This is a genomic window from Paratissierella segnis (genome assembly GCF_014385195.1).
Classification (GTDB): Bacteria; Bacillota; Clostridia; order Tissierellales; family Tissierellaceae; genus Paratissierella; species Paratissierella segnis.
Window position 1 is genome coordinate 81,127 of the sequence record NZ_JACRTG010000016.1, and the last position, 20,680, is coordinate 101,806.

21 protein-coding genes are annotated in these 20,680 nt (G+C 32.1%); all 21 read left to right on the forward strand.

Features of this window, described 5'->3' with window-relative positions; genetic code table 11:
- The first annotated feature begins 57 nt into the window (after positions 1-57).
- The 21 genes from H8707_RS05565 (at position 58) to H8707_RS05665 (ending at position 20,672) form a co-directional block, all read left to right on the forward strand.
- Complete coding sequence (locus tag H8707_RS05565) at positions 58-180, forward strand: CD1871A family CXXC motif-containing protein (protein WP_262429405.1); 123 nt, start codon at positions 58-60, stop codon at positions 178-180.
- Positions 173-1,048 (forward strand): 4Fe-4S binding protein, encoded by an 876-nt coding sequence (locus tag H8707_RS05570; protein ID WP_262429146.1) that lies wholly within the window; start codon positions 173-175, stop codon positions 1,046-1,048. Before H8707_RS05565 ends, H8707_RS05570 begins: the two co-directional genes overlap by 8 nt.
- Positions 1,049-1,389: 341 nt before the next feature.
- Positions 1,390-2,169, forward strand: a complete 780-nt coding sequence (locus H8707_RS05575; protein ID WP_262429147.1) for a recombinase family protein — start codon at positions 1,390-1,392, stop codon at positions 2,167-2,169.
- Between the two features lie 734 nt (positions 2,170-2,903).
- Positions 2,904-4,190, forward strand: coding sequence for a DEAD/DEAH box helicase (locus H8707_RS05580; protein WP_262429148.1), 1,287 nt, complete (start codon positions 2,904-2,906; stop codon positions 4,188-4,190).
- The gene (locus H8707_RS05585; RefSeq protein WP_262429149.1) at positions 4,183-4,875 is read left to right on the forward strand and encodes a hypothetical protein; all 693 of its coding nucleotides are present in this window, start codon (positions 4,183-4,185) and stop codon (positions 4,873-4,875) included. The genes H8707_RS05580 and H8707_RS05585 overlap by 8 nt, the downstream gene beginning before the upstream one ends.
- A 930-nt stretch (positions 4,876-5,805) precedes the next feature.
- A complete protein-coding gene (locus H8707_RS05590; RefSeq protein WP_228109492.1) occupies positions 5,806-6,396 on the forward strand; it encodes a hypothetical protein in 591 nt (196 codons plus the stop codon).
- Complete coding sequence (locus H8707_RS05595) at positions 6,389-7,072, forward strand: TVP38/TMEM64 family protein (protein ID WP_228109493.1); 684 nt, start codon at positions 6,389-6,391, stop codon at positions 7,070-7,072. The genes H8707_RS05590 and H8707_RS05595 overlap by 8 nt, the downstream gene beginning before the upstream one ends.
- A gap of 68 nt (positions 7,073-7,140) precedes the next feature.
- A complete protein-coding gene (locus H8707_RS05600) occupies positions 7,141-7,833 on the forward strand; it encodes a response regulator transcription factor (protein ID WP_262429150.1) in 693 nt (230 codons plus the stop codon).
- Between the two features lie 87 nt (positions 7,834-7,920).
- Entirely contained in the window at positions 7,921-8,844 is a 924-nt protein-coding gene (locus tag H8707_RS05605; protein WP_262429151.1) for an ATP-binding cassette domain-containing protein, read from the forward strand.
- Positions 8,837-9,571, forward strand: coding sequence for an ABC transporter permease (locus H8707_RS05610; protein WP_228109496.1), 735 nt, complete (start codon positions 8,837-8,839; stop codon positions 9,569-9,571). Before H8707_RS05605 ends, H8707_RS05610 begins: the two co-directional genes overlap by 8 nt.
- Positions 9,572-9,586: 15 nt before the next feature.
- Entirely contained in the window at positions 9,587-10,501 is a 915-nt protein-coding gene (locus H8707_RS05615) for a sensor histidine kinase (RefSeq protein WP_228109497.1), read from the forward strand.
- A 92-nt stretch (positions 10,502-10,593) separates the two neighbouring features.
- Complete coding sequence (locus H8707_RS05620; protein WP_262429152.1) at positions 10,594-11,400, forward strand: CPBP family intramembrane glutamic endopeptidase; 807 nt, start codon at positions 10,594-10,596, stop codon at positions 11,398-11,400.
- Positions 11,401-11,502: 102 nt separating this feature from the next.
- Positions 11,503-11,865: a hypothetical protein gene (locus H8707_RS05625; RefSeq protein WP_262429153.1), complete on the forward strand. Its 363-nt coding sequence runs from the start codon at positions 11,503-11,505 to the stop codon at positions 11,863-11,865.
- 51 nt (positions 11,866-11,916) lie between these two features.
- Positions 11,917-12,282, forward strand: a complete 366-nt coding sequence (locus H8707_RS05630) for a hypothetical protein (protein WP_262429154.1) — start codon at positions 11,917-11,919, stop codon at positions 12,280-12,282.
- A gap of 72 nt (positions 12,283-12,354) precedes the next feature.
- Positions 12,355-12,657: a hypothetical protein gene (locus H8707_RS05635; RefSeq protein WP_228109502.1), complete on the forward strand. Its 303-nt coding sequence runs from the start codon at positions 12,355-12,357 to the stop codon at positions 12,655-12,657.
- A complete protein-coding gene (locus H8707_RS05640; protein ID WP_262429155.1) occupies positions 12,654-12,881 on the forward strand; it encodes a UvrD-helicase domain-containing protein in 228 nt (75 codons plus the stop codon). Before H8707_RS05635 ends, H8707_RS05640 begins: the two co-directional genes overlap by 4 nt.
- A 30-nt stretch (positions 12,882-12,911) precedes the next feature.
- Entirely contained in the window at positions 12,912-13,757 is an 846-nt protein-coding gene (locus tag H8707_RS05645; RefSeq protein ID WP_262429156.1) for a UvrD-helicase domain-containing protein, read from the forward strand.
- 778 nt (positions 13,758-14,535) lie between these two features.
- A complete protein-coding gene (locus H8707_RS05650) occupies positions 14,536-14,748 on the forward strand; it encodes a helix-turn-helix domain-containing protein (RefSeq protein ID WP_262429157.1) in 213 nt (70 codons plus the stop codon).
- 4 nt (positions 14,749-14,752) lie between these two features.
- Positions 14,753-18,022: a helicase-related protein gene (locus H8707_RS05655; protein ID WP_262429158.1), complete on the forward strand. Its 3,270-nt coding sequence runs from the start codon at positions 14,753-14,755 to the stop codon at positions 18,020-18,022.
- Between the two features lie 11 nt (positions 18,023-18,033).
- On the forward strand, positions 18,034-18,759 hold the full coding sequence (locus tag H8707_RS05660; RefSeq protein WP_262429159.1) for a DUF4391 domain-containing protein: 726 nt from the start codon (positions 18,034-18,036) through the stop codon (positions 18,757-18,759).
- Positions 18,756-20,672, forward strand: a complete 1,917-nt coding sequence (locus H8707_RS05665) for a site-specific DNA-methyltransferase (protein WP_262429160.1) — start codon at positions 18,756-18,758, stop codon at positions 20,670-20,672. Before H8707_RS05660 ends, H8707_RS05665 begins: the two co-directional genes overlap by 4 nt.
- The last annotated feature ends 8 nt before the right edge of the window (positions 20,673-20,680 follow it).

A 20,680-nucleotide genomic window follows, 5' to 3' on the forward strand; every position in this document is an offset into this window, starting at 1 on the left:
AAGAGGAAGGGTGTGAAATTTGTGGATACAAGTAAGGTTAGTAAAAGTCAAGGATTCATAAAATATGGAGTTTTAATAATGAGTGTTTTTTTTATTTCTGTCGGAATATATAGAAATGAAGTAAAAATTGTATTACAGAAAGCAATAAACATATGTTTGGAGTGCATAGGGATTGGATAAAAGAAGAATAACACAAATTATTGCAGCTATAACAACAAATGCAAATATAAATGGTTTTTTAAAAGGTACTATTTATAAAGGAAATACTAAAAAAATATGTGTTCCTGGATTAAACTGTTACTCTTGCCCTGGAGCTATGGGGTCATGTCCTATAGGTTCTTTGCAGGCTGCTATAGGAACTGTAAAATATGACTTTTCATTCTATATAGTTGGACTAATGTCTTTATTTGGTGTTATTTTTGGAAGATTTATATGTGGATGGCTATGTCCATTTGGCCTTATTCAGGATCTATTACATAAAATACATTCTAAGAAGATAAAAGTAAATGAAAAAGTAAATAATGTACTTAAATATTTAAAATATGTTATATTAGCATTGTTTGTTATACTATTACCTATGTTTTTAGTAAATGAATTTGGAATAAGTCCTCCCTATTTTTGTGAATACATTTGTCCGGCGGGAACACTGGAAGGTGGCATACCATTAGTTTTAATGAATGCATCCTTAAGAGGAAGTTTGGGATATCTATTTGGATGGAAGATTATAGTACTAAGTAGTATTGTGGTAGCTTCAATATTTATATACAGGCCATTTTGCAGGTATCTTTGCCCATTAGGAGCATTTTACGCTTTATTTAATAAAATGAGCTTTTATAAATATGAAGTAGACAAAAATAAGTGTACAAATTGCGGCGCTTGTGTACATAAGTGCAAAATTAATATAGAAGTTTATAAAAACCCTAATAGTGCTGAATGTATCAGATGTGGGGAATGTGTAAAAATATGCCCTGCAAAAGCCATAAAAAAAGGATTTAATTTTAGAACTTCCTGCTCTGCACGGCATTCGAAGAAAGACGTAGGTGCATAAAAAACGGCCGCACAATTTCGAAGTTTGGCTGATTTCCACATCTTTTTCAAGTTACTAATTGTAAAAATATGCTTGGACTGTCTATGAAAAAATTATATTTCATATGGCAGTCCTATATATTACCCGAACTGCAACGCGGCTATGCCTGAATTGGAATTGCGCTTTACGGCGTTTAAGCACACTTGGTGCAAATACTAAATATTCATTGGATTTACAGCCTGTTTTGACCTTGAAGTCCAAAGCTGCTCTTGTCAGGATGATTGCCCAATGAGAGAGTGGGGGTTATAGACGGAGCTTTACCGAACAGATGGAAATGAGAATCGCCAGTATTTTCATTGTATATGCAGATTGATTCCCCTGCAACCTTCCTGCGAAAGCGAAAGTTTGAAAGAGGAGAAATTTTTACAAAATATAAGAACTTTATGGGCTACACATGTATAGATGGAGAAATGGTAATTGTTCCTGAGGAAGCAGATGTAGTTAGAAAAATATTTGAATTATATTTACAAGGATTATCATTTGGACAAATAAAAATGTACTTAGAATCAATGAATATAAAAACTGTAACTAGAAATGAACATTGGGATTCATCGACTATCCAGAAGATGCTAAAGAACGAAAAGTATAAGGGTGATAGCAGACTACAAAAGACCTATGTGGAAGATGTCATGACAGGGAAAAAGGTGAAAAATACTGGACAAGTGAGTAGTTACTATGTAAAAGATAGCCATCCAGCCATTATATCAGAAGGGATATTTGATAAAGTTCAGAAGGAAATGACTAGAAGATCAAGAGTAGTTTACAAAGAGGATGGTACAGTTGAGAAGACAGGTAAAAGATATACTAGCAAATATTTATTTGGAAACATATTAGAATGTTGGTATTGTGGGGCAGCCTATAGAAGAAGAGCTGAGAGAGGAAAGGTGGTTTGGAGATGTGGGACTAGGATGGAAAGTGGGAGAGATACGTGTGGTGATTCTCCTACATTGAATGAAGAGTGGATAAAGGAAATTTTAGCAAGAAATATTTGTGAAGATAGAATTTATGATGAAGAAATAGTTAGAAATAAAGTTGATAGAATTTCAGTTTTCAATAAACATATAGATAAGATTAGGATCTAATAATTATAAAGGTGAACATTGTAAATATGTTTTAGAATTAATATGATTAATACTGATGATGATTGATATAATAATTTAGTTTATTTAAATGATAATCGAGTTTAGCTTGAGAAAAGCAAAAGTATGATATAAAATTGAGATAACCATATAACCTTAAATATTTGTTACAAATATTTAGATAAATTTTATGTGTTTTATCACATAGATAATGTACTCTTTGCAAGGGGTAGTTTTAAAGGTTGCTATGGAAAAGAATATAATATAGCTTGTAGTTTGTAAAGTGCTTTAAAATTGAATTAGTTAAGGAAAAAATATGAAAACATTACTTATAGGAAATGGAATAAGCATATAGTTTGCTAAAAATGATATATCTAATAAAGTTTCCAATCCAGAATTTTATATCTAGGTATTTAAAATATATTGCAAACAAATTAGTGTTATTTAAAATAGCTAAGGCAACCTGCAAAAACGATGAATATACTTGCAATTAGAATTATAATGTAGCTTTCTAAAATACATTAAGATATTAGAATTTATTCATAAGTATTGGGAGTTTCTTTAAAAGTGGATGTCAATCCATTAATATATTTGTTAAAATCCTGATATTAAATTATAGAGTTTTAAGGATATTAATTTAAAAATATGGGAGCATTTTAAAACTTTAAATTAAGAAATTAAATAAGATAAAAGAGAGGGAATATTGAAAATGAATAAAGAAATGGTATCTACATTTTATGTCCAAGATAAAGTATTGGATTTTGATGATGCGAGGTTGGGGATCTAGATATGACTCAAACTCAGGAGTATATACCTATATTTGCAATGAACTTGGATTAAGCTTTTATAATTATTCCGAAAATAATAATTTTGATGATGTTTGTAGCATGGCATTAACTGAAATGGAAAGTATATTTGGCTCACTTGATAATATTCCAAAATTATTTGACTATATCTTGATAGATGAAAGCCAGGACTTTTCAGAAAGTTTCTTTAAACTTTGTGAAGTTGTAACTTACGAGTCTATTATTATGGCAGGAGACACATTTCAAACAATTGTTGGCGAAGTACCGGAGGTTATCAGTACTGATTATGTTTTAAATCGGTGCTATAGGACAGATAATAGAACCTTAATGTTTTCACATGCTGTTGGACTAGGTTTATTTGAAGATACAAAAATTAACTGGTTTAAGGATGAAGAATGGGAACTTTTTGGATATAGAATTTTAAAAAAAGAAAAGAAGGACGAAGTGAATCTACATCAATATACATTTACTAGAGAACCGATTCACCGTATAGAAACTAATTCTGTTGGTAATAAGAATAAATTTGCAGAAATTATAAATTCATTTAATGATTCATTAATGGATGATATAATTAAAGTTATAGACGAGATACGAACAAATAACTCCACTGTAGAAGCTCGAGATATCGGAATAATCTTTATCCAACCAAATAAATTCACATATAATTTTATAGATAGATTAAGTGTTGAAATTAATATAAAGTATAAATGGAACACTATAAAAGGTTATGAAACTAAAGATACAGAAGCAAATAGTCTATTTATAACTAATGATTATAATATAAAGGGGTTAGAATTTCCATTCATAATTTGCGTATTAACAAATAGGATAACTAACAATGTTAAGGCTAGAAATACACTATATATGGGAATGACTAGATCATTTATTAGTTCCATTTTAATTCTTAAAAATGAGGAATCCTTAGCTGAAACTTGGGAAAAAGGATTGGAGCAAATAAGTAGCACAAATTCATTAATAGTGGATGAGCCTGATTCTGATCATATTATTGGAGAAATAACTATTATTCAAAGTTTAGAAAGTGATAATAGAACTTTAGATAAAGTTTGTGATGAAATATTTGATAACTTATTTATTCCTATAAATAAACAAGCGAATTTAAAACAACAAGCAGTTATAGCATTGCTTGGTGATGATTGGACAGAAGAAAAAGTCTCAAATATTATTCAGATTAATTGGAAGATGATGACAGATGATTAATGAACAAGAAAGAATTTTTGCAGGATTTATTGATTATGATATGCAAAGAATATTAAAAAACAAAATTAATAATAAATTAGATGTTATAAAGTTGATTTTATATACGGTAAGGTATATTTTAATTGGACATGCAGATATGGATTATGGTCATGGAAGTTTTGAGATTTCTTCTCCTAAAAAAGATAGAAGAAGGATATACTTTTACCAACAATCTAAAGAATCGACGATTACTTACCCTTATAGAGTAAAACCAATTTCACAGCATGAATGGACAGTGAGCGATTCATTTGCAAGAGTTTCATTAGATTCAAAAACAATATCAATATTACTATCAATTTTTAATGAGATAAGTGATGATATGACTTATAATTTAGAAGATCTAAACTATAAAGTAAACGATAGTTTAATAAATTTTGACAGTCTAGAAAGTAAGCATGATATTTCAATAGTTACATATCATTTACTGGCTAGAGATTATGGGTACATTAGGTATGATTATTGTGATTCACAAGGATATTTAGAAGAAAAGCCCCATGTTCATCCACGAAAACATTTGGACTTCAACTACAATGATTTGTCTATTTTCAAGATAGGTTTACATGAAAACAAAAATATAGTGCTAAAGGAATTAATTGATCCAAACGCCGATTGCTTATATTTAAGTAACTTTGAAGATTTTAAGTAAAATATATTATCAGAAATACTAAAAAAGACCTTAAATTTAAATATGATATTAATAATAGGGTAAAGTATATCTATGCTTTGGTTTATAGTAAATATTGATGTTAGCAATAATAATATAGAAATTTTAGAGAAATGATTAATGAATCTAATTGACTAGTTCCATTTCTATATTTAAAACATTAGAAATATACACTGCCACCAAGGGGCTACTATCTCTTAGCGACATCATTATTGACCTCTCAACCCATGTGGAATGTGTTGTCTTGATTACAAGAGCGTTGTCATCTAGAATAAAGTCCTGCTCTTTTAAATAAGGTCCTGCTTCTTCTATAATAAAGTTCTGCTTACTTCAAAAATTCCTTCCAATAATAAAGGAAGAAAAGCAGGAAGTAAATACAGGAAAAAGGAATAAAGGAAAGAATAAAACCAGGAAGTAAAGGCAGGAAAAAAGATAAGAGAGAAAAGCAAGAAATAGGCATAATGACTAAGGTTCAAGGAGCATAAAAATGGATAAAAGATTGAAATAATAAGGGGAAATCCTTCATTTATTCAATGGTTTTATCCTTCTTTTTTACCCATTTCTAATCCCTATTCCCTGAATCCTTCCCCCGGTTTTATCAAATCTTTATTCTAATTTTAATATAGTTTTGCTTCTGATTTTGAAAGAGGAAATGAAAAAAGAGGGAAAATAAGCAGAACTTTATTATAAAGGGACAATAGGCTGATATCAAAGGCATTGAAGGTTTCTAAGTAAATATTGAAGTGTGTTTTATGTTCCCTTGAACTACGGTTTGAGGGAAAATTTTCTGTTAGGGGTAAGGTTTATATACTTAAAAAACAAATTAAGAGTTTCTTTAGACTTTTTTTATTGGTTCTTTAACTTTATATATCATAATGAGTACATCAATTAAATTCATGGAGGTGCTTCATAATGGAAAAATTTCATTTATATATAGTTCTTACAAGAACAAATACTGTGATGTCTAATCTCATCCGAATTTTTAAAAATGATGAGTATACTCATGCAGCTATTTCTTTAGATGAGGAACTCAATCATATGTATAGCTTTGGAAGAAGGAACACGTACAATCCCTTTATTGGAAGGTTTAGAAAAGAGGATATCAACGAAGGTGTATACAAGATTTGTAATACCTTGCCTGGTGCAATAATTGAGATTGAGGTATCCAAGGGGCAGTATGAAAAGGCAAAGGTACTATTAGAGCATTTCATTTCTAATAGCCACCTTTATAAATATAACTATAAGGGGCTTGTACATAGCTTGTTAAACAAACCAGTATGTAGCGATTATAGCTTTTTATGCTCAGAATTTGTATATCACATCTTAAAGGAAAGTGGCATTGTAGATATTAAGATATCAAGAAATCTGGTTAGACCTCAACACTTGCTGAACATTGGAGGTAGAATGATTTATAAAGGTAATCTCAAAGAAATAAAAGTATTAAAGAGCAATTCATATTCAAAAAAATTAAGAACAAGGAGGCTGAGTGCAATATATGAATGAACCTAAGGATAAAATAAAATTTAACTTTTATATAATAACGATTATGGTTGGACTCATAGGGATATTTGTTTATATGAAATCAAGTGGTATTTTAAATTATATGTCATCAGCTGAAGAATTTAAGAAATATATTGAGGGATATGGCAAGAAAGCCCATATAGTGTTTTTTATTGTTCAGTTCATATCCGTTATTATTGCTCCAATACCTAGCAATGTAAGTTCAGTGGTAGGTGGGGCAGTATTTGGCATGTGGGGTTCATTTTTTATAAGCATACTGGCAATCTTAAGCGGTTCTACTGTAGTTTTTATTCTTGGGAGAAGATTTGGAAGAACTTTTGCTGAACAGTTTATAAACCCTAAACTTTTAAATAAGTATGAACAACATTTTTCATCCAAGAAAGGGGAACTATTACTTATACTACTATTATTTCTTCCGTTTTTCCCTGATGATGCTATCGGTTTTGTAGCAGGACTTAGTAAGATAAGTTTGAGTAGATATGTTATAATAATGATGCTTACAAGACCTTGGGAAATACTTGCTGCATCAGCATTAGGTTCTACAAAAATAATAATGCCATTGTGGGTTTGGGGAGTATTAGCTTTAGTTGTTATATGTATAGCCAAAAATGGTGATATGATAGAAAAAAAGTTAGTTTCTATCATTAAGATAAGATGAATTTCATAAAATTTTTAACTATGGTAATATATAAAAAAACTAGAATTTTAGGCAGGTGTTAAGACGTAATGAATAATAAAATTTCAATATTGGTTATAGAAGATGATAGCGACATAAGTAATATGATTTGTGATTTGCTGCAGCAAAATAGCTACAATGCAAGACCAGTTTATTCAGGCACTGAAGCTCTGATGGTTTTTAATAATAAAATTGACTTAATACTGCTTGATCTTATGCTTCCTGGGCTTAAGGGAGAATTGGTACTTCATGAAATAAGAAAATATAGTAATGTTCCAGTCATAGGGCTTACAGCAAAGAGTGATAAAACTTCTACCATTAATCTATTGAAGTCTGGTGCTGATGATTATATTGTTAAGCCATTTAATAATGATGAACTTCTTGCGAGAATTGAAGCACAGCTGAGAAGGTATAACCAGTCCTCAAGTTCTCCCAATAAAAATAATAAGTTAACTTATAAAGATATATCTGTAGATGTAGAAAAATTTTTAGTAGAAGTAGGCAGTACCCAAGTTAACCTTACTAAGAGAGAATTTTTGATTTTAGAATTATTGATGAAATATCCTAAGAAGGTCTTTACAAAATCAAATCTTTACGAACATGTGTGGAATGATGAATTCTTTGGTGATGAAAATACTATAAATGTACACATTAGCAATATTCGTTCAAAGCTTTCCAAGGCAAATCCATCAGAAGAGTATATACAAACTGTTTGGGGAATAGGCTTTAAGATGAGCGAGTAAACTTTAGACTTTCTTAAGACTTATTTTATTAATTCTTAAACACCATGCCTTATTATAAGGTCATAAACTAAAAAAGGAGCGTTTAAGTTGGCTGAATATATATTACAAACTTTTGGGCTTACAAAACAGTATGGGAATTATACTGCAGTTAATAATGTAAATATGAAAATAAAAAAAGGAGATATATATGGTTTTATTGGTAGAAACGGCGCTGGTAAAACAACAATGATCAGAATGATTACGGGGCTTGTTACACCAACAAAAGGTGAAATTGAGTTGTTTTCACGAAAAGGTGAAAAAAATATGAATGCAGGGTTAAATAGAATAGGAAGTATAATTGAACACCCTGCTTTATATCCTGACTTTACTGGATATGAGAATATGGAACTTAGAGGTAAGCTACTGGGAATACCCGATAAAAAAATGATTGGTAGCATATTGGAAGTAGTAGGATTAAATGATATAGGCAAGAAAAAGGTTAAACATTTTTCACTAGGGATGAGACAACGTCTGGGTTTGGCCCTTGCCCTGCTTGGTAATCCGGATTTTCTTGTGCTTGATGAGCCCATAAACGGACTTGATCCTGAAGGTATCGTGGAGATGAGAAAGCTTTTAAAAAAACTTAATGAAGAACAGGGCATAACCATTTTGATTTCAAGTCATATATTAGGAGAGTTGTCTAAAATGGCAACACGCTACGGAGTAATAAATAATGGTACATTAGTGGAAGAATTTACAGATCAGGAATTGAAGTTAAAATGCAGAAAATACCTGAGTTTAAGAGTGAGTGACAGTGCTAGGGCTTCAATGGTTTTAGAAGATGTCTTTAAAACAGCAAACTATGAGGTAATGCCAGACAATGTTATTCTAGTTTATGATTTATTGAACATGTCGGGTGAAATCTGCCTTGAGCTTGCAAAAAATAATGTTAAAATATATTCTATTGAATCCAAGGGTGATGATTTGGAAGAGTATTTTATGAAATTGATGGGAGGTGGGCATTATGCTTAATCTATTGAGAAGCGATTTTTATAAATTAAAGCGCAGCAAGACCTTTTTAACTTGCCTGGGGATTCTTGCACTTGTTGTAGCCTATATTATCATAGACTTTAGCTCTTCAGCATATACCAAAGAACAGCTTAGTCCAAGTACCTTTCACTGGATCTATATGCTATTTCAGGTACCATATTTTATACCTGTATGTCAAGCTTTATTTATTACAATGCTTATCACAAATGAGTATAGTACAGGAACCATTAAAGATTCTGTTTCTTTAGGCTTTAGCCGCATGAAAATTTACTTGTCTAAACTGATTACAGTATCTGTGGGTTCAATTTTAATTATGATCGTCTCTATCTTTTCTATAGGAATTACATCCATTTTTGTTTTTGGCATATATGGAGCTTTTTCAATGGTTGACTTACTATTACTTGTTCGAATGTTTCTCATTCAAGCTCTATTATATACAGCCTATGGATCTATATTTTTAATGATCGCATTTTTAATTAAAAATATAGGAGGTACAATGGCCTTTAGCATATTCTTTATCCTAATACTAGGTTCAATAATTGGAAATAGCTCTTGGGGAAGAATTTTACTGCTTATGGATTTTTCCCCTACCTCTATACCCCACCCACAGGCAGTGGATATAGGGATAACAACTGCAGTCGCTTTATCCAACCTAGTTATATGTTCAGGTATAGGAGGATTTATCTTTAAAAAGCAGGATATCAAATAGATTGGAGGCAGGTTTATGCTTTGGTTAATAATTATAATGCTTATATTAGTCATAGGTGTATTATCTGCCTATATTTTACTTTATAAAAGAGAGATTAGATCTATAGTTAATAGACTACAGTTTATTAGAGAGCATGATACAAATAAGAAGATTAATCTTCAAATTAAAGTGAAGGAGATCAATGAATTAGCAATTCAATTAAATCATTTAATCAACTATTATAAAACTGAAAAGATAGCTATTTCAAAAGCTGAACACAAATTTAAAGAGGAAATAACGAATATTTCTCACGATTTGAGGACTCCACTTACTTCTATTGCTGGATATGTTCAGATGCTAGAGTCAGAGAATACTCCTGCAGAAAAAAAAGCTGAGTATTATAACATAATAAGAAGACGTATTGATACTTTAGTTAAAATGCTGGATGAGTTTTTTGAGTTTGCAAGAATTGAGTCTGATGAGTATGTGTTACAATTTGAAAAAGTTAATGTAAACAATGTACTTGCAGATGTAATTTCTATGTTTTATTATGACTTTCTATCAAAATGTGAAGAGCCCAGCATCCAAATACCTTCTAATCCAATATATATTCATGCAGACAAAGATGCCTTGAAAAGGGTTTTTCAGAATCTAATAAAAAACTATCTAAATCATGGAACTAGAAAAATATCTATTTCAGCAAAAGAGGAAGAAAATCATGTATGTATTAGTTTTAAGAACTATGCACCTGATATAGATAATACAGATGTTGAGAAACTATTTCAGCGCTTTTATACTGCCGATAAATCTAGAACAAAGAGTTCTACGGGGTTGGGTTTAGCCATTGTAAAAAACCTTATTACTAAGATGAATGGTAAAATTAAGGCGGAGGTTGAGGATTCAATTCTCGTTATTAGCATAACTTTCAACAGATTGGAGATTTTTAAATGAAAAAAAGATTATAGCGCTTGTATAATGTATATAAGTAGTTAAATGTGAAAAAAAGATATAACAAGCCAATTTTTGCTGAGGAGGTTAAATTATTGAAAGCAAAAAATATGATGCTTAAAATAGGAGTAGTATTACTATTTTCAATTTTTATCTGGAGATTAATTCTATACTTTAATAATATGTTTTCAGGAGATGAGTATAATTCTACAATTCATTTCTTTACTGGCTTAGCTATTACGATTCTAAGCTTTATTCTTGTCAATACTACACGCAGAACTAATCGAATTTCTTGGAGACAGATTGGGATGAGTGATTTACGTACAAATGTTATTACCTTTTTTGTCGGAACAATCCTTTGGTTTATACCCGCAATGATTGGTCTAGTTATTGCCTTACTAGTTGGCTGGGCTGAAATAACAGTAACAGCAAACTTGAATCAACTTTTATTGAGTACTTTAATTTTATATATAACAGTATTTTTAATAGAAGCATTTCCAGAAGAGCTTATAATGAGGGGATACATTTATAGTCATGTAAATGCAATGTTTCCACATTTGAAAACTGTTATTATACAAACGCTGATTTTTTCATTATTTGCATACTTTGTAGAAGCAATATATTCTTTGGAACAACTCCTCTTTATCCCTGGATATGGTTTTATGTTGGGTTATATTAGAGCCAAGTCGGGAAATGTATGGACTTCAATAGGATTTCATACAGTAATTATGACTGCATCACAAATAATAAACCCAATGCATGGTCATTTTGATGTTAATGGAATCTTTGCCATTCGTTTTTTTGCTTTCAATCTATTACCGTATATACTAGGGACTATTGCTTTAGAATTTATTTATCCTAAGCACAAATGGAGTGAAATAGTTCCAATTAATAATAGTTAATTAAGACACATTTTTATATTGGGACTTAAGTATTATTTATAATCAAATAGATAAATAGGAATTTGTAGTACTGATTTTATATTTTACGAAAGGATGAATAGTATGAAAAAGAAATCGAATCTAACTTGGATAGTTTCATCAATGCTATTATCAATTTTATTCTATTTTATTTGTAGTAGATTGACAAAAGGAAACGATGCTACATTCATTGTAGGTTTTGCAGGTGTACTTGCACTTATTATATCCTATATTTTTAAAATGAGAATAACAACAATTACAGCAACACTCGGATACCCAATATCCTATATTTTGGGGATAGTATTTGAGACTGACAGTATAACTTATCCAGGTGGAGCTTCAGGTAATTGGTGGCAAATTTGGATTGTTAGTTATTGGATATTTATTGGTATAGGTATTACAATTGATATTATAATGAAATATCGGAAAAAGAAAAACAAGAGCTAATGAGAATAATCTGTGTAACGACAAATTCCAATTTGGATAGGAGGGCCCATGATGGAATTCGGCAAAGAAGAATTAGAAAAAGCAATATCATTACTATTCTCTACCATTAGTAATTGTGAAAAAATGCAACTTAAATTTTCAGAAGGGACATCTCAACATTCACTCTTAAGAAATAGAATCAAAGCACTCTATATTTCTAAGTCTCTTTTGTCAAGTGATAAAACAATAAATTATACAAGTAAAGAATTGAGAGAGGCCCTACCTCCTATAGTTTCAATTATAAATAAGACTACAAAAGCTCAAAATAAATATGAAAAAGGAAGTTCGCAATTCAAGCGATTTCAATACATAATTCAAGCCATACTTATTTCAAAAACATTCATCGAGAGTCAAATAAATATCGATTCAGAGTTATGATTAATTTTTATTTGCCATAATAAAAATATGAGAATATCAACATAATGTATAACGCACTTAGACATAAAAATCTTGGTGCATTTATTTTATAAAAATAAAAAAGATAATATTGAAATTTGCTATGATGAAAATGAATATGAAGGCAATCTAACTTTAGGGAAAAAGGATAAGCCTTTTAACTATAACACCTTAGAACCTTCTATATTAAGAGCCAACAGTTTAAAAATATTAAATTCAGTATTTAACACCAACTATGAAAGTGATGATGAGCTACATAAATTTATGAAAGCTAATAAAACTGATTGTGCTTTAAAAATATTTTCTTCTGAAAGAAATATAGAATATCCAGATTATATTATGAGGGCAATCTTATGAAAAACCAACTTTTAATAGCATCTGCAGGTGCTGGAAAAACAACGCTGTTTGTAGAAGAAGCTATTAGCTGCAATGAAACTGTGTTAATTACAACTTTTACAGAAGAAAATAAAGAAGAGATAAAAAAGAAATTTTATGAATTAAATAATGGTGTTATACCTTCCCATGTAACAATTAGGACTTGGTTTTCATTTCTTATTGAACATGGTGAAAAGCCATATTAGGGAAAACTTACTGATAAAAAAATAAGAGGATTGTTGTTAGTAAATGAAAAATCAGGCATAAAGAGTAGAAGAGGAAAATTCATTTCATATTATGGAGAAAAGGATATAGATAAATATTATTTCAGTAAGGATTATAAAATTTATTCCGATAAACTTTCTAAATTTGTGGTTAGATGTAATAAAGCAAGTGATGGCTGTGTTATAGATAGGATATCAGCATTATTCAAATATATATTCATCGATGAAATTCAAGATATGGCAGGATACGATTTAGAATTCATAAAACTACTGTTTAAAACAGATTCTGTAATTAAAATGGCAGGAGATCCTAGACAAGTAACATATCATACACATTTTGCACAGAAATACAGAAAGTACGCAAATGGTAAAATTGAGGATTTTATTATAAATGAATGTAAGAGTTTAGCTTGTGACATTGATAGTGAAACTCTCAGAGGAAGTTGGCGCAATAATCAGGTTATATGTGATTTTGCTAATAGTATATTTCCAGATTATCCAAAATTCAAATCTTTGCAAACAGAAACTAATCAACATAATGGAGTTTTTCTTGTAAGAGAGAAAGATATTATGATGTATCTAGAGGAATATAAGCCAATTCAACTAAGGTATTCCAGATCTAAGAATGTAAATCCCAATTATAAAGCCAAGAACTTTGGGGAATCAAAAGGGGGGACATTTGATCATGTATTAATTTACCCGACAGCAAAGATAGAAAATTGGTTGTTTAATAATAAAGAATTAGATAATTTTGAGATAAAATGCAAGTTTTATGTTGCAGTAACTAGGGCAAGACATAGTGTAGCAATAGTATGCAAAAACAATGTAAAAACAGATATATTACCGTTTTATAAATAACTTGAGCTATTTATGAAAAAAGTGATATAACAAAGATGCTAATGTATGAGATAGAAATGTAATATATAATAATTTGTAAAACAATTAAAAATTAATGTATACAATAAAAGTTTTGCTTCTGGCAAGAATATATAACATTTTTGAAATATACCCTGACGCCAAGGGGGTACCAGGCTCGATGGTCATCAGAATTGCAGCAACAAGGCATATAGAGACCATAGCGTTACTACAAAGAGAAATTATGTAGAAATCCTTAGATTTAAGTTCTTTCACGACTATTTTGCTTTTGAAGAAGATGAGCATAATTTTAAGAAAAAGGTGCTTAAAAAGTTTTTTTATGTTTCGGTGGTGGTTGACCTAGTTAGTGGAGATACAAGAAAATAAGGACAGTTAAGAATCAGCAAGGATAAAAAACTTGCTGATTTTTGCGTTTATGCTTTCAGACTTGTCAAAAGGACAAGTCAAGAATGGTGATTTTGATAATTCTAGAATAGCAAAAAAGAAAAGTCTAGACTTGTCAAAAAGACAACCTAACTATATAGAGATTAGTTAGATTGATAGAGTTATATTTATATTAGGGGTAAAAAGGGGAAAGTACTTCTTTTAAAGTGGAATATAAGCTGAAACGGTGGTTTACCGTATTAGGTTAGAATGGAGTAAGAATGTTATGACAGGACTTTTGTTTTGAGGTAGTTATAAAGTAAATCATTATACTTGATATCATTCGTACAGTGGAATATAATTAATTAACAGACTTCTTTAATTGGAGGTGTTTAACGTGGGATATTTATCGGCGAAGGAAGTAGCTGAGAAATGGAATATATCAAGACGGAGAGTTCAGATACTTTGTGAGGAAGGCAGGATTGAAGGAGCGTTTAAGCTTAGTGATGTATGGGTTATCCCTAAGGACGCAAAGAAACCTGCAGACAGACGAAAGACTAAGAAAAAGCCAGATAATAGTGGGATAGATAAAATAGGGTCGGAGGGTTGATTATATGAAGCCACCTAAGGTTTTGGATAATAAGAAACATAGGGTTGTAGATGAGTTAAAAGAGGAACTAAATAAGGGTTCAAAGCTATCTGTTATATCAGCTTACTTTACAATCTATGCCTATGCAGAGCTCAAAAAGGAACTCAGTAAAATTGATAATATGAGGTTCATTTTTACAGAGCCTACCTTTGTACATAAGGACCAAGAGCTTATCCGGGAGTATTACATAGAGCGTAATCCTGAGAAAAAGATGTCAGGGAACGAATTTGAAATAAAGCTTAGAAATGAAATGAAGCAGGCGGCCATAGCCAAGGAATGTGCCCAGTGGCTTGAAAAGAAAGCAGAAATCAAATCCTTAAGGCAAGCAAACCCAGCTCAACCAAGGCTGGTTTACATAGAGAACCCTGAAGATAATGTCTCAATAAATGGAACAGTAGACTTTACTTCTGATGGGCTAGGTATCACTCCTTCCAATAGATTAGACAGCAATATGTGTTTGTACGGCAAAGACTATACTATAAGCTTCCTGCAAACATTTAATGAGCTTTGGGAGGATGGCACTGCTGTTCAAGATGTAAAAGACAAGGTTCTTGAGCAAATGCGTATCCTTTATAAAGAGAATACCCCTGAGTTTATCTACTTTGTTACTCTCTACAATATATTCAACAATTACCTTGACGAACTGACCGAAGACAATATTGTTAAAAGTCGTACAGGCTTTAAAGAGACCCTAGTCTGGAACAAGCTTTATAAGTTTCAGAAAGACGGTGTTATGGGGGCCATAGATAAAATTGAGAAGTACAATGGATGTATCATAGCTGACAGTGTTGGACTAGGTAAAACATTTACTGCTCTAGCAGTTATTAAATATTATGAATTAAGAAATGATAGGGTTCTAGTTATCGTACCCAAGAAGCTTCGTGAAAACTGGACTGTATACACCATGAACGATAAGCGTAATATCTTCTCTGGTGATAGATTCAATTACGATGTTCTAAATCATACTGACCTTAGTCGTACAAGTGGCTACTCTGGAGAAATTAACCTTGCCACCCTTAATTGGTCTAACTATGACCTTGTTGTAATAGATGAAAGCCATAACTTTAGAAACAATCCACCAGTCAAAGGACGTATAACTCGCTATGAACGATTTATGAATGATATTATAAAGGCTGGCGTTAAGACCAAAGTCTTAATGCTTTCTGCAACGCCTGTAAACAATAAAATGAACGATATTAAGAACCAGATAGCCTTTATAACAGAGGGTAAGAATGATGCCTTTGTCAGTGTTGGACTAGATAATTTAGAACTTATCCTCAGAAAAGCACAAACCGTATTTAATAGGTGGTCTGAACTTCCTGACCCTGAAAGAACAACAGAATCCTTTGTGAATATGATGGATTTAGACTACTTTAAGCTTTTGGATACCGTAACTATTGCCCGTTCCAGAAAGCATATAGAGAAGTATTATAACTTAGAAGAAATAGGTAAGTTCCCCACAAGACTAACCCCTGAGAACAGGTATCCTATTATAGATACTGAGAATGAGTTTCCGCCTATAGAAGAAATCAATAGACTAATTAAAAAGCTTACCCTGTGTGTCTACTCGCCTTTAGGATATGTACTCCCTGAAAAAAGAGTGGCTTACGAGAAAAAGTATGATATGACAGTGGGCACAAATAATAGTGTCTTTAGACAGACTGATAGGGAGCAAAGCTTAGTCGGTCTAATGCGTGTTGGAATATTGAAAAGAATGGAAAGCTCTATCAATTCTTTTGCTTTAACTGTTGAGAATATTCTTTATAAGATAGATAAGACACTTGAGGCCATAGAGCAAAGTCGGCTGGATTATGATGCTGAGATGGATATTAGTGATATAGATATAGATGACCCGGAATATGATAACCTTATGTTTGGCAATAATGTTAAGGTTTTACTGCAGGATATGGACCTTATTAAGTGGAAGCAAGACCTTTTATCTGACAAGGACAAGCTAGAAACTATTCTATTAGAAGCCATAAATGTAACACCTGATAGAGATGCCAAGCTTATAGAGCTTAGAACCTTAATAGAAAATAAAATTAAGAACCCTATAAACCATGACAATAGAAAGGTAGTTATATTCACAGCCTTTGCAGATACGGCCAAATACTTATATAAGCATTTATCCGAGAAATTTGCCAATAGGGGTATTTACTCTGCTATCGTAACAGGAAGTGGAGATAACCATTCAACCTTGCTTATACCAAAGGAGCTAAGAAGGACGGTTAAAATGACAGACATAAATACGGTGCTGACTCTATTTTCCCCTATTTCCAAGGAGTGTTCTAAGGTATATCCAGAGGTTAATGAATATATTGATATTCTTATTGCAACTGACTGTATTTCTGAAGGCCAGAACTTGCAAGACTGCGATTATCTTGTAAATTACGATATACACTGGAACCCAGTTAGGATTATCCAAAGGTTTGGACGTATTGACCGTATAGGCTCTCAGAACGATTACATTAAGCTAGTAAACTTCTGGCCAACTAAGGACTTAGACGAGTATATAAACCTACAACAGCGTGTTAAGGGCAGAATGGTTTTATTGGACATATCAGCCACAGGTGAAGAAAATGTTATAGAAAACAATCCAAGTAAGGAAATGAAGGACCTTGAATACCGTAAGAAGCAACTAAAAAAGCTACAGAATGAAGTTGTAGACCTAGAAGATATATCAGGAGCTATATCCATTACAGACCTGACTTTTAACGACTTTAAGATTGAACTTATGGAATATATGAAAACCAATCGAAAGCTTTTAGACGAGGCACCAAATGGAATGTATGCTGTTGCTAAAATAGACGAGAGCATTAGTGATATAGTAAAGCCGGGAGTGATTTTTACTCTAAGACAGGTTAAGGGTAAGGAGCAAAGCAAAGAGCAGAACCCCCTATTTCCTTACTATATGGTCTATATCACAGATGACGGAGAGGTACAGCTATCCTTCCTTCATGCCAAGAAGATATTAGACTACTATAAAAAGCTATGCTCAGGTAAAGACGACGTGTTAAAAGAACTGGTAGAGGAATTTAACAAAGAAACCAATGATGGTCGAAATATGAAGCATTATTCGGACTTATTGGAAGCTTCCATTGAAAACCTAATAGGTAAGAAGCAAGACATTGGAGTAGCCAGTCTTTTCTCTAAAGGTGGTACTACAATGCAGAGAAGTCTATTTGACGGAATAGAGGACTTTGAACTAATCACATTCTTAGTCTTGAAAAGTTAAGGGGTGAAGCTATGGATACTTACGATTTTCTTAATATACCTGATAGCTGCTTTATTGGTAACACTATTTACAAAAAGCTATTTTATGAAAATGCTGATTTGTCTACCAGTGATAAATCCTTATTTACAGATACTATAAGCAAGATAACTTGGATCTACTGCCTTAAACCTGAAACTATAAATATACCAGCCTATAAGGATGAAGTCCGAGATTATCCTGAGATTGAAGTGATAGAAGTCCTTGTGCATAAAGATTATAAGCTTAAAAGAATTGCAGAAATCATTATGAGGACTATCCCCTACCCCATGCTACTTGTTTTTAAGTGGGAAGATGAGAAACAACTATATGTAGCCCACCAAAGGGTAAGCCAAAGTGACAGTAGTAGAAACACTATTGAGGAGTTTATATCCACTGACTGGCTAGAGAGTGATAGTGCTTTATTCGCTAAGCTTGATATAAAGCAAATGAGGTTTACAAACTTCTATGCACTTTATAGTGATATTGTTGATACTATCAGTATTTATAACCTATCAACTATTATACCGACGGATGATAATATAACAGGTGCAGAGGCAAGAGAACTCTCAGCTAAAATAGAGGACATAGAACAAGAAATAACTAGCTTACGAGCTAGGCTGAAAAAAGAAAGCCAGTTTAACCGCAAGATGGAACTAAATATTGAAATAAAAAGATTGGAGCAGAACAAAAATAAATTGCTTGGAGGAGATAGAGTATGAAGATAACAAGTTTAGACGGTAAGACCCCTGATATAGCAGAGGAGAACATTCAGAAGTTAAGACAAATATTCCCTGACGTATTTACTGAGGACAAGGTTGACTTTGAAAAACTACAGCAGGTACTAGGTGACTATGTAGAAGATGGCAAGGAGCGTTATAACTTTACTTGGAATGGTAAAGGACGAGCCTTGCGTTTATCCCAAACCCCTTCACTAGGAACTCTTAGACCATGTAAAGAGGAAAGTAAGGACTGGGAAACGACCCAGAACCTTTACATAGAAGGAGATAACCTTGAGGTGCTTAAGCTTTTACAAAAGAGCTACCATAGCAAGGTTAAAATGATATATTGCGACCCGCCCTACAACACTGGAAAAGACTTTGTTTACAAGGATGATTTTCATGATAGTCTTGAGAACTATAAGAAAATCACTGGACAAGTCGACAGTGAAGGCAATAGAGTAAGTACAAATACAGAAGCAAGTGGTCGCTATCATACGGATTGGCTGAATATGATGTATCCAAGACTAAGGCTTGCAAGGAATTTGCTTACAGATGATGGAGTTATTTTTATTAGTATTGACGATAATGAAGTTGATAACCTAAAGAAGATTTGTAATGAGGTGTTTGGGGAAGATAATTTTATTGCACAATTTGTTTGGATAAAAAAGAAAAAAGGAAGTCATTTATCGAAAACAACAAGAAGTATGACAGAATATATTCTTTGTTATTCTAAATTTATTGAAAGTATTGAGTTATATGGAGAAGATGCTTATAGTGATAAACAACAACCATTGGCCAAAAGAACAAACTCAGTGAAACAGCTCACATTCCCTAAAAATGTTGTAAAGACAACATTGAGTGATGGAGTATATGAAGCTGATAAATATGGAGAAGGAACATCAGCATTAATATTTAAGAAAGATATCATCGTGTCAAATGGGATGGTAAACTCAGAAATAGTAGTTGATGGACCATTTGTTTGGACACAAACTAAATTGGATGAGGAATTAATGAATGGCACTATTGCTAATTTATCTAGTAAATTTGGGTTTAATGTCCTGCGTTCAGACCAAAGTGAAAAAATAAAAAGGCCGTCTACATTGATTGATAGCAAGATAAACGTTGGTACTAATGAAGACGCATATAAGGAAGCTATAGAACTTTTCGGTCAGGAAGGTATTATGAGTTATCCAAAACCCCTTTCGCTTATCAAGTTTTTAATAAATACAATAACATACTTTGATAAAGATGCTATAGTCCTTGATTTCTTCTCCGGCTCCTCCACCACAGCTCACGCCGTAATGCAACTTAACGCTGAAGACGGCGGCAACCGTAAGTTTATTATGGTCCAACTTCCAGAACCAACAGAAGAAAAAGACGAAGCTTATAAAGCTGGTTATATGAATATCTGTGAGATAGGCAAGGAGCGTATTCGTCGTGCAGGTGAAAAAATCAAAGAAGAAAACAAAGATAAAGAGAATATAGAAAACCTTGATATTGGCTTTAAGGTGTTAAAACTTGACACTTCCAATATCCGTAAATGGCAACCAGACTACGATAACTTAGAGCAATCTTTATTGGATTATGTAGATAACTATATGGAAGGTAGGACAGAGCTGGATGTAGTCTATGAGATAATGCTTAAATACGGTCTTGACCTAACCTATCCAGTTAATGAATTTACTCTTGCACAGAAGAAAGTTTATTCTATTGGCTTTGGTATGCTTATGATTTGTCTTGATGACGAGATTACAACAGAAGTTGCTAGGGGGATTTTAGCAAAAGCAAAGGAACTATCACCTGAAAGCACCAGAGTTGTATTTAAGGATAATGGGTTTAAGACAGACAGCAACAAGACCAATATCAAGGAGATACTTAAAGCTGGCGGAATTGAAGAATTTATCACAATATAGGGAGGTAT

Coding starts and splice junctions, on each gene's coding strand:
- H8707_RS05665 (WP_262429160.1), top strand. CDS start 18,756: ATGAAGATAACAAGTTTAGACGGTAAGACCCCTGATATAGCAGAGGAG.
- H8707_RS05625 (WP_262429153.1), top strand. CDS start 11,503: ATGAAAAAGAAATCGAATCTAACTTGGATAGTTTCATCAATGCTATTA.
- H8707_RS05595 (WP_228109493.1), top strand. CDS start 6,389: ATGAATGAACCTAAGGATAAAATAAAATTTAACTTTTATATAATAACG.
- H8707_RS05615 (WP_228109497.1), top strand. CDS start 9,587: ATGCTTTGGTTAATAATTATAATGCTTATATTAGTCATAGGTGTATTA.
- H8707_RS05600 (WP_262429150.1), top strand. CDS start 7,141: ATGAATAATAAAATTTCAATATTGGTTATAGAAGATGATAGCGACATA.
- H8707_RS05575 (WP_262429147.1), top strand. CDS start 1,390: ATGCAGATTGATTCCCCTGCAACCTTCCTGCGAAAGCGAAAGTTTGAA.
- H8707_RS05590 (WP_228109492.1), top strand. CDS start 5,806: ATGGAAAAATTTCATTTATATATAGTTCTTACAAGAACAAATACTGTG.
- H8707_RS05610 (WP_228109496.1), top strand. CDS start 8,837: ATGCTTAATCTATTGAGAAGCGATTTTTATAAATTAAAGCGCAGCAAG.
- H8707_RS05630 (WP_262429154.1), top strand. CDS start 11,917: ATGGAATTCGGCAAAGAAGAATTAGAAAAAGCAATATCATTACTATTC.
- H8707_RS05580 (WP_262429148.1), top strand. CDS start 2,904: ATGTCCAAGATAAAGTATTGGATTTTGATGATGCGAGGTTGGGGATCT.
- H8707_RS05640 (WP_262429155.1), top strand. CDS start 12,654: ATGAAAAACCAACTTTTAATAGCATCTGCAGGTGCTGGAAAAACAACG.
- H8707_RS05660 (WP_262429159.1), top strand. CDS start 18,034: ATGGATACTTACGATTTTCTTAATATACCTGATAGCTGCTTTATTGGT.
- H8707_RS05655 (WP_262429158.1), top strand. CDS start 14,753: ATGAAGCCACCTAAGGTTTTGGATAATAAGAAACATAGGGTTGTAGAT.
- H8707_RS05585 (WP_262429149.1), top strand. CDS start 4,183: ATGATTAATGAACAAGAAAGAATTTTTGCAGGATTTATTGATTATGAT.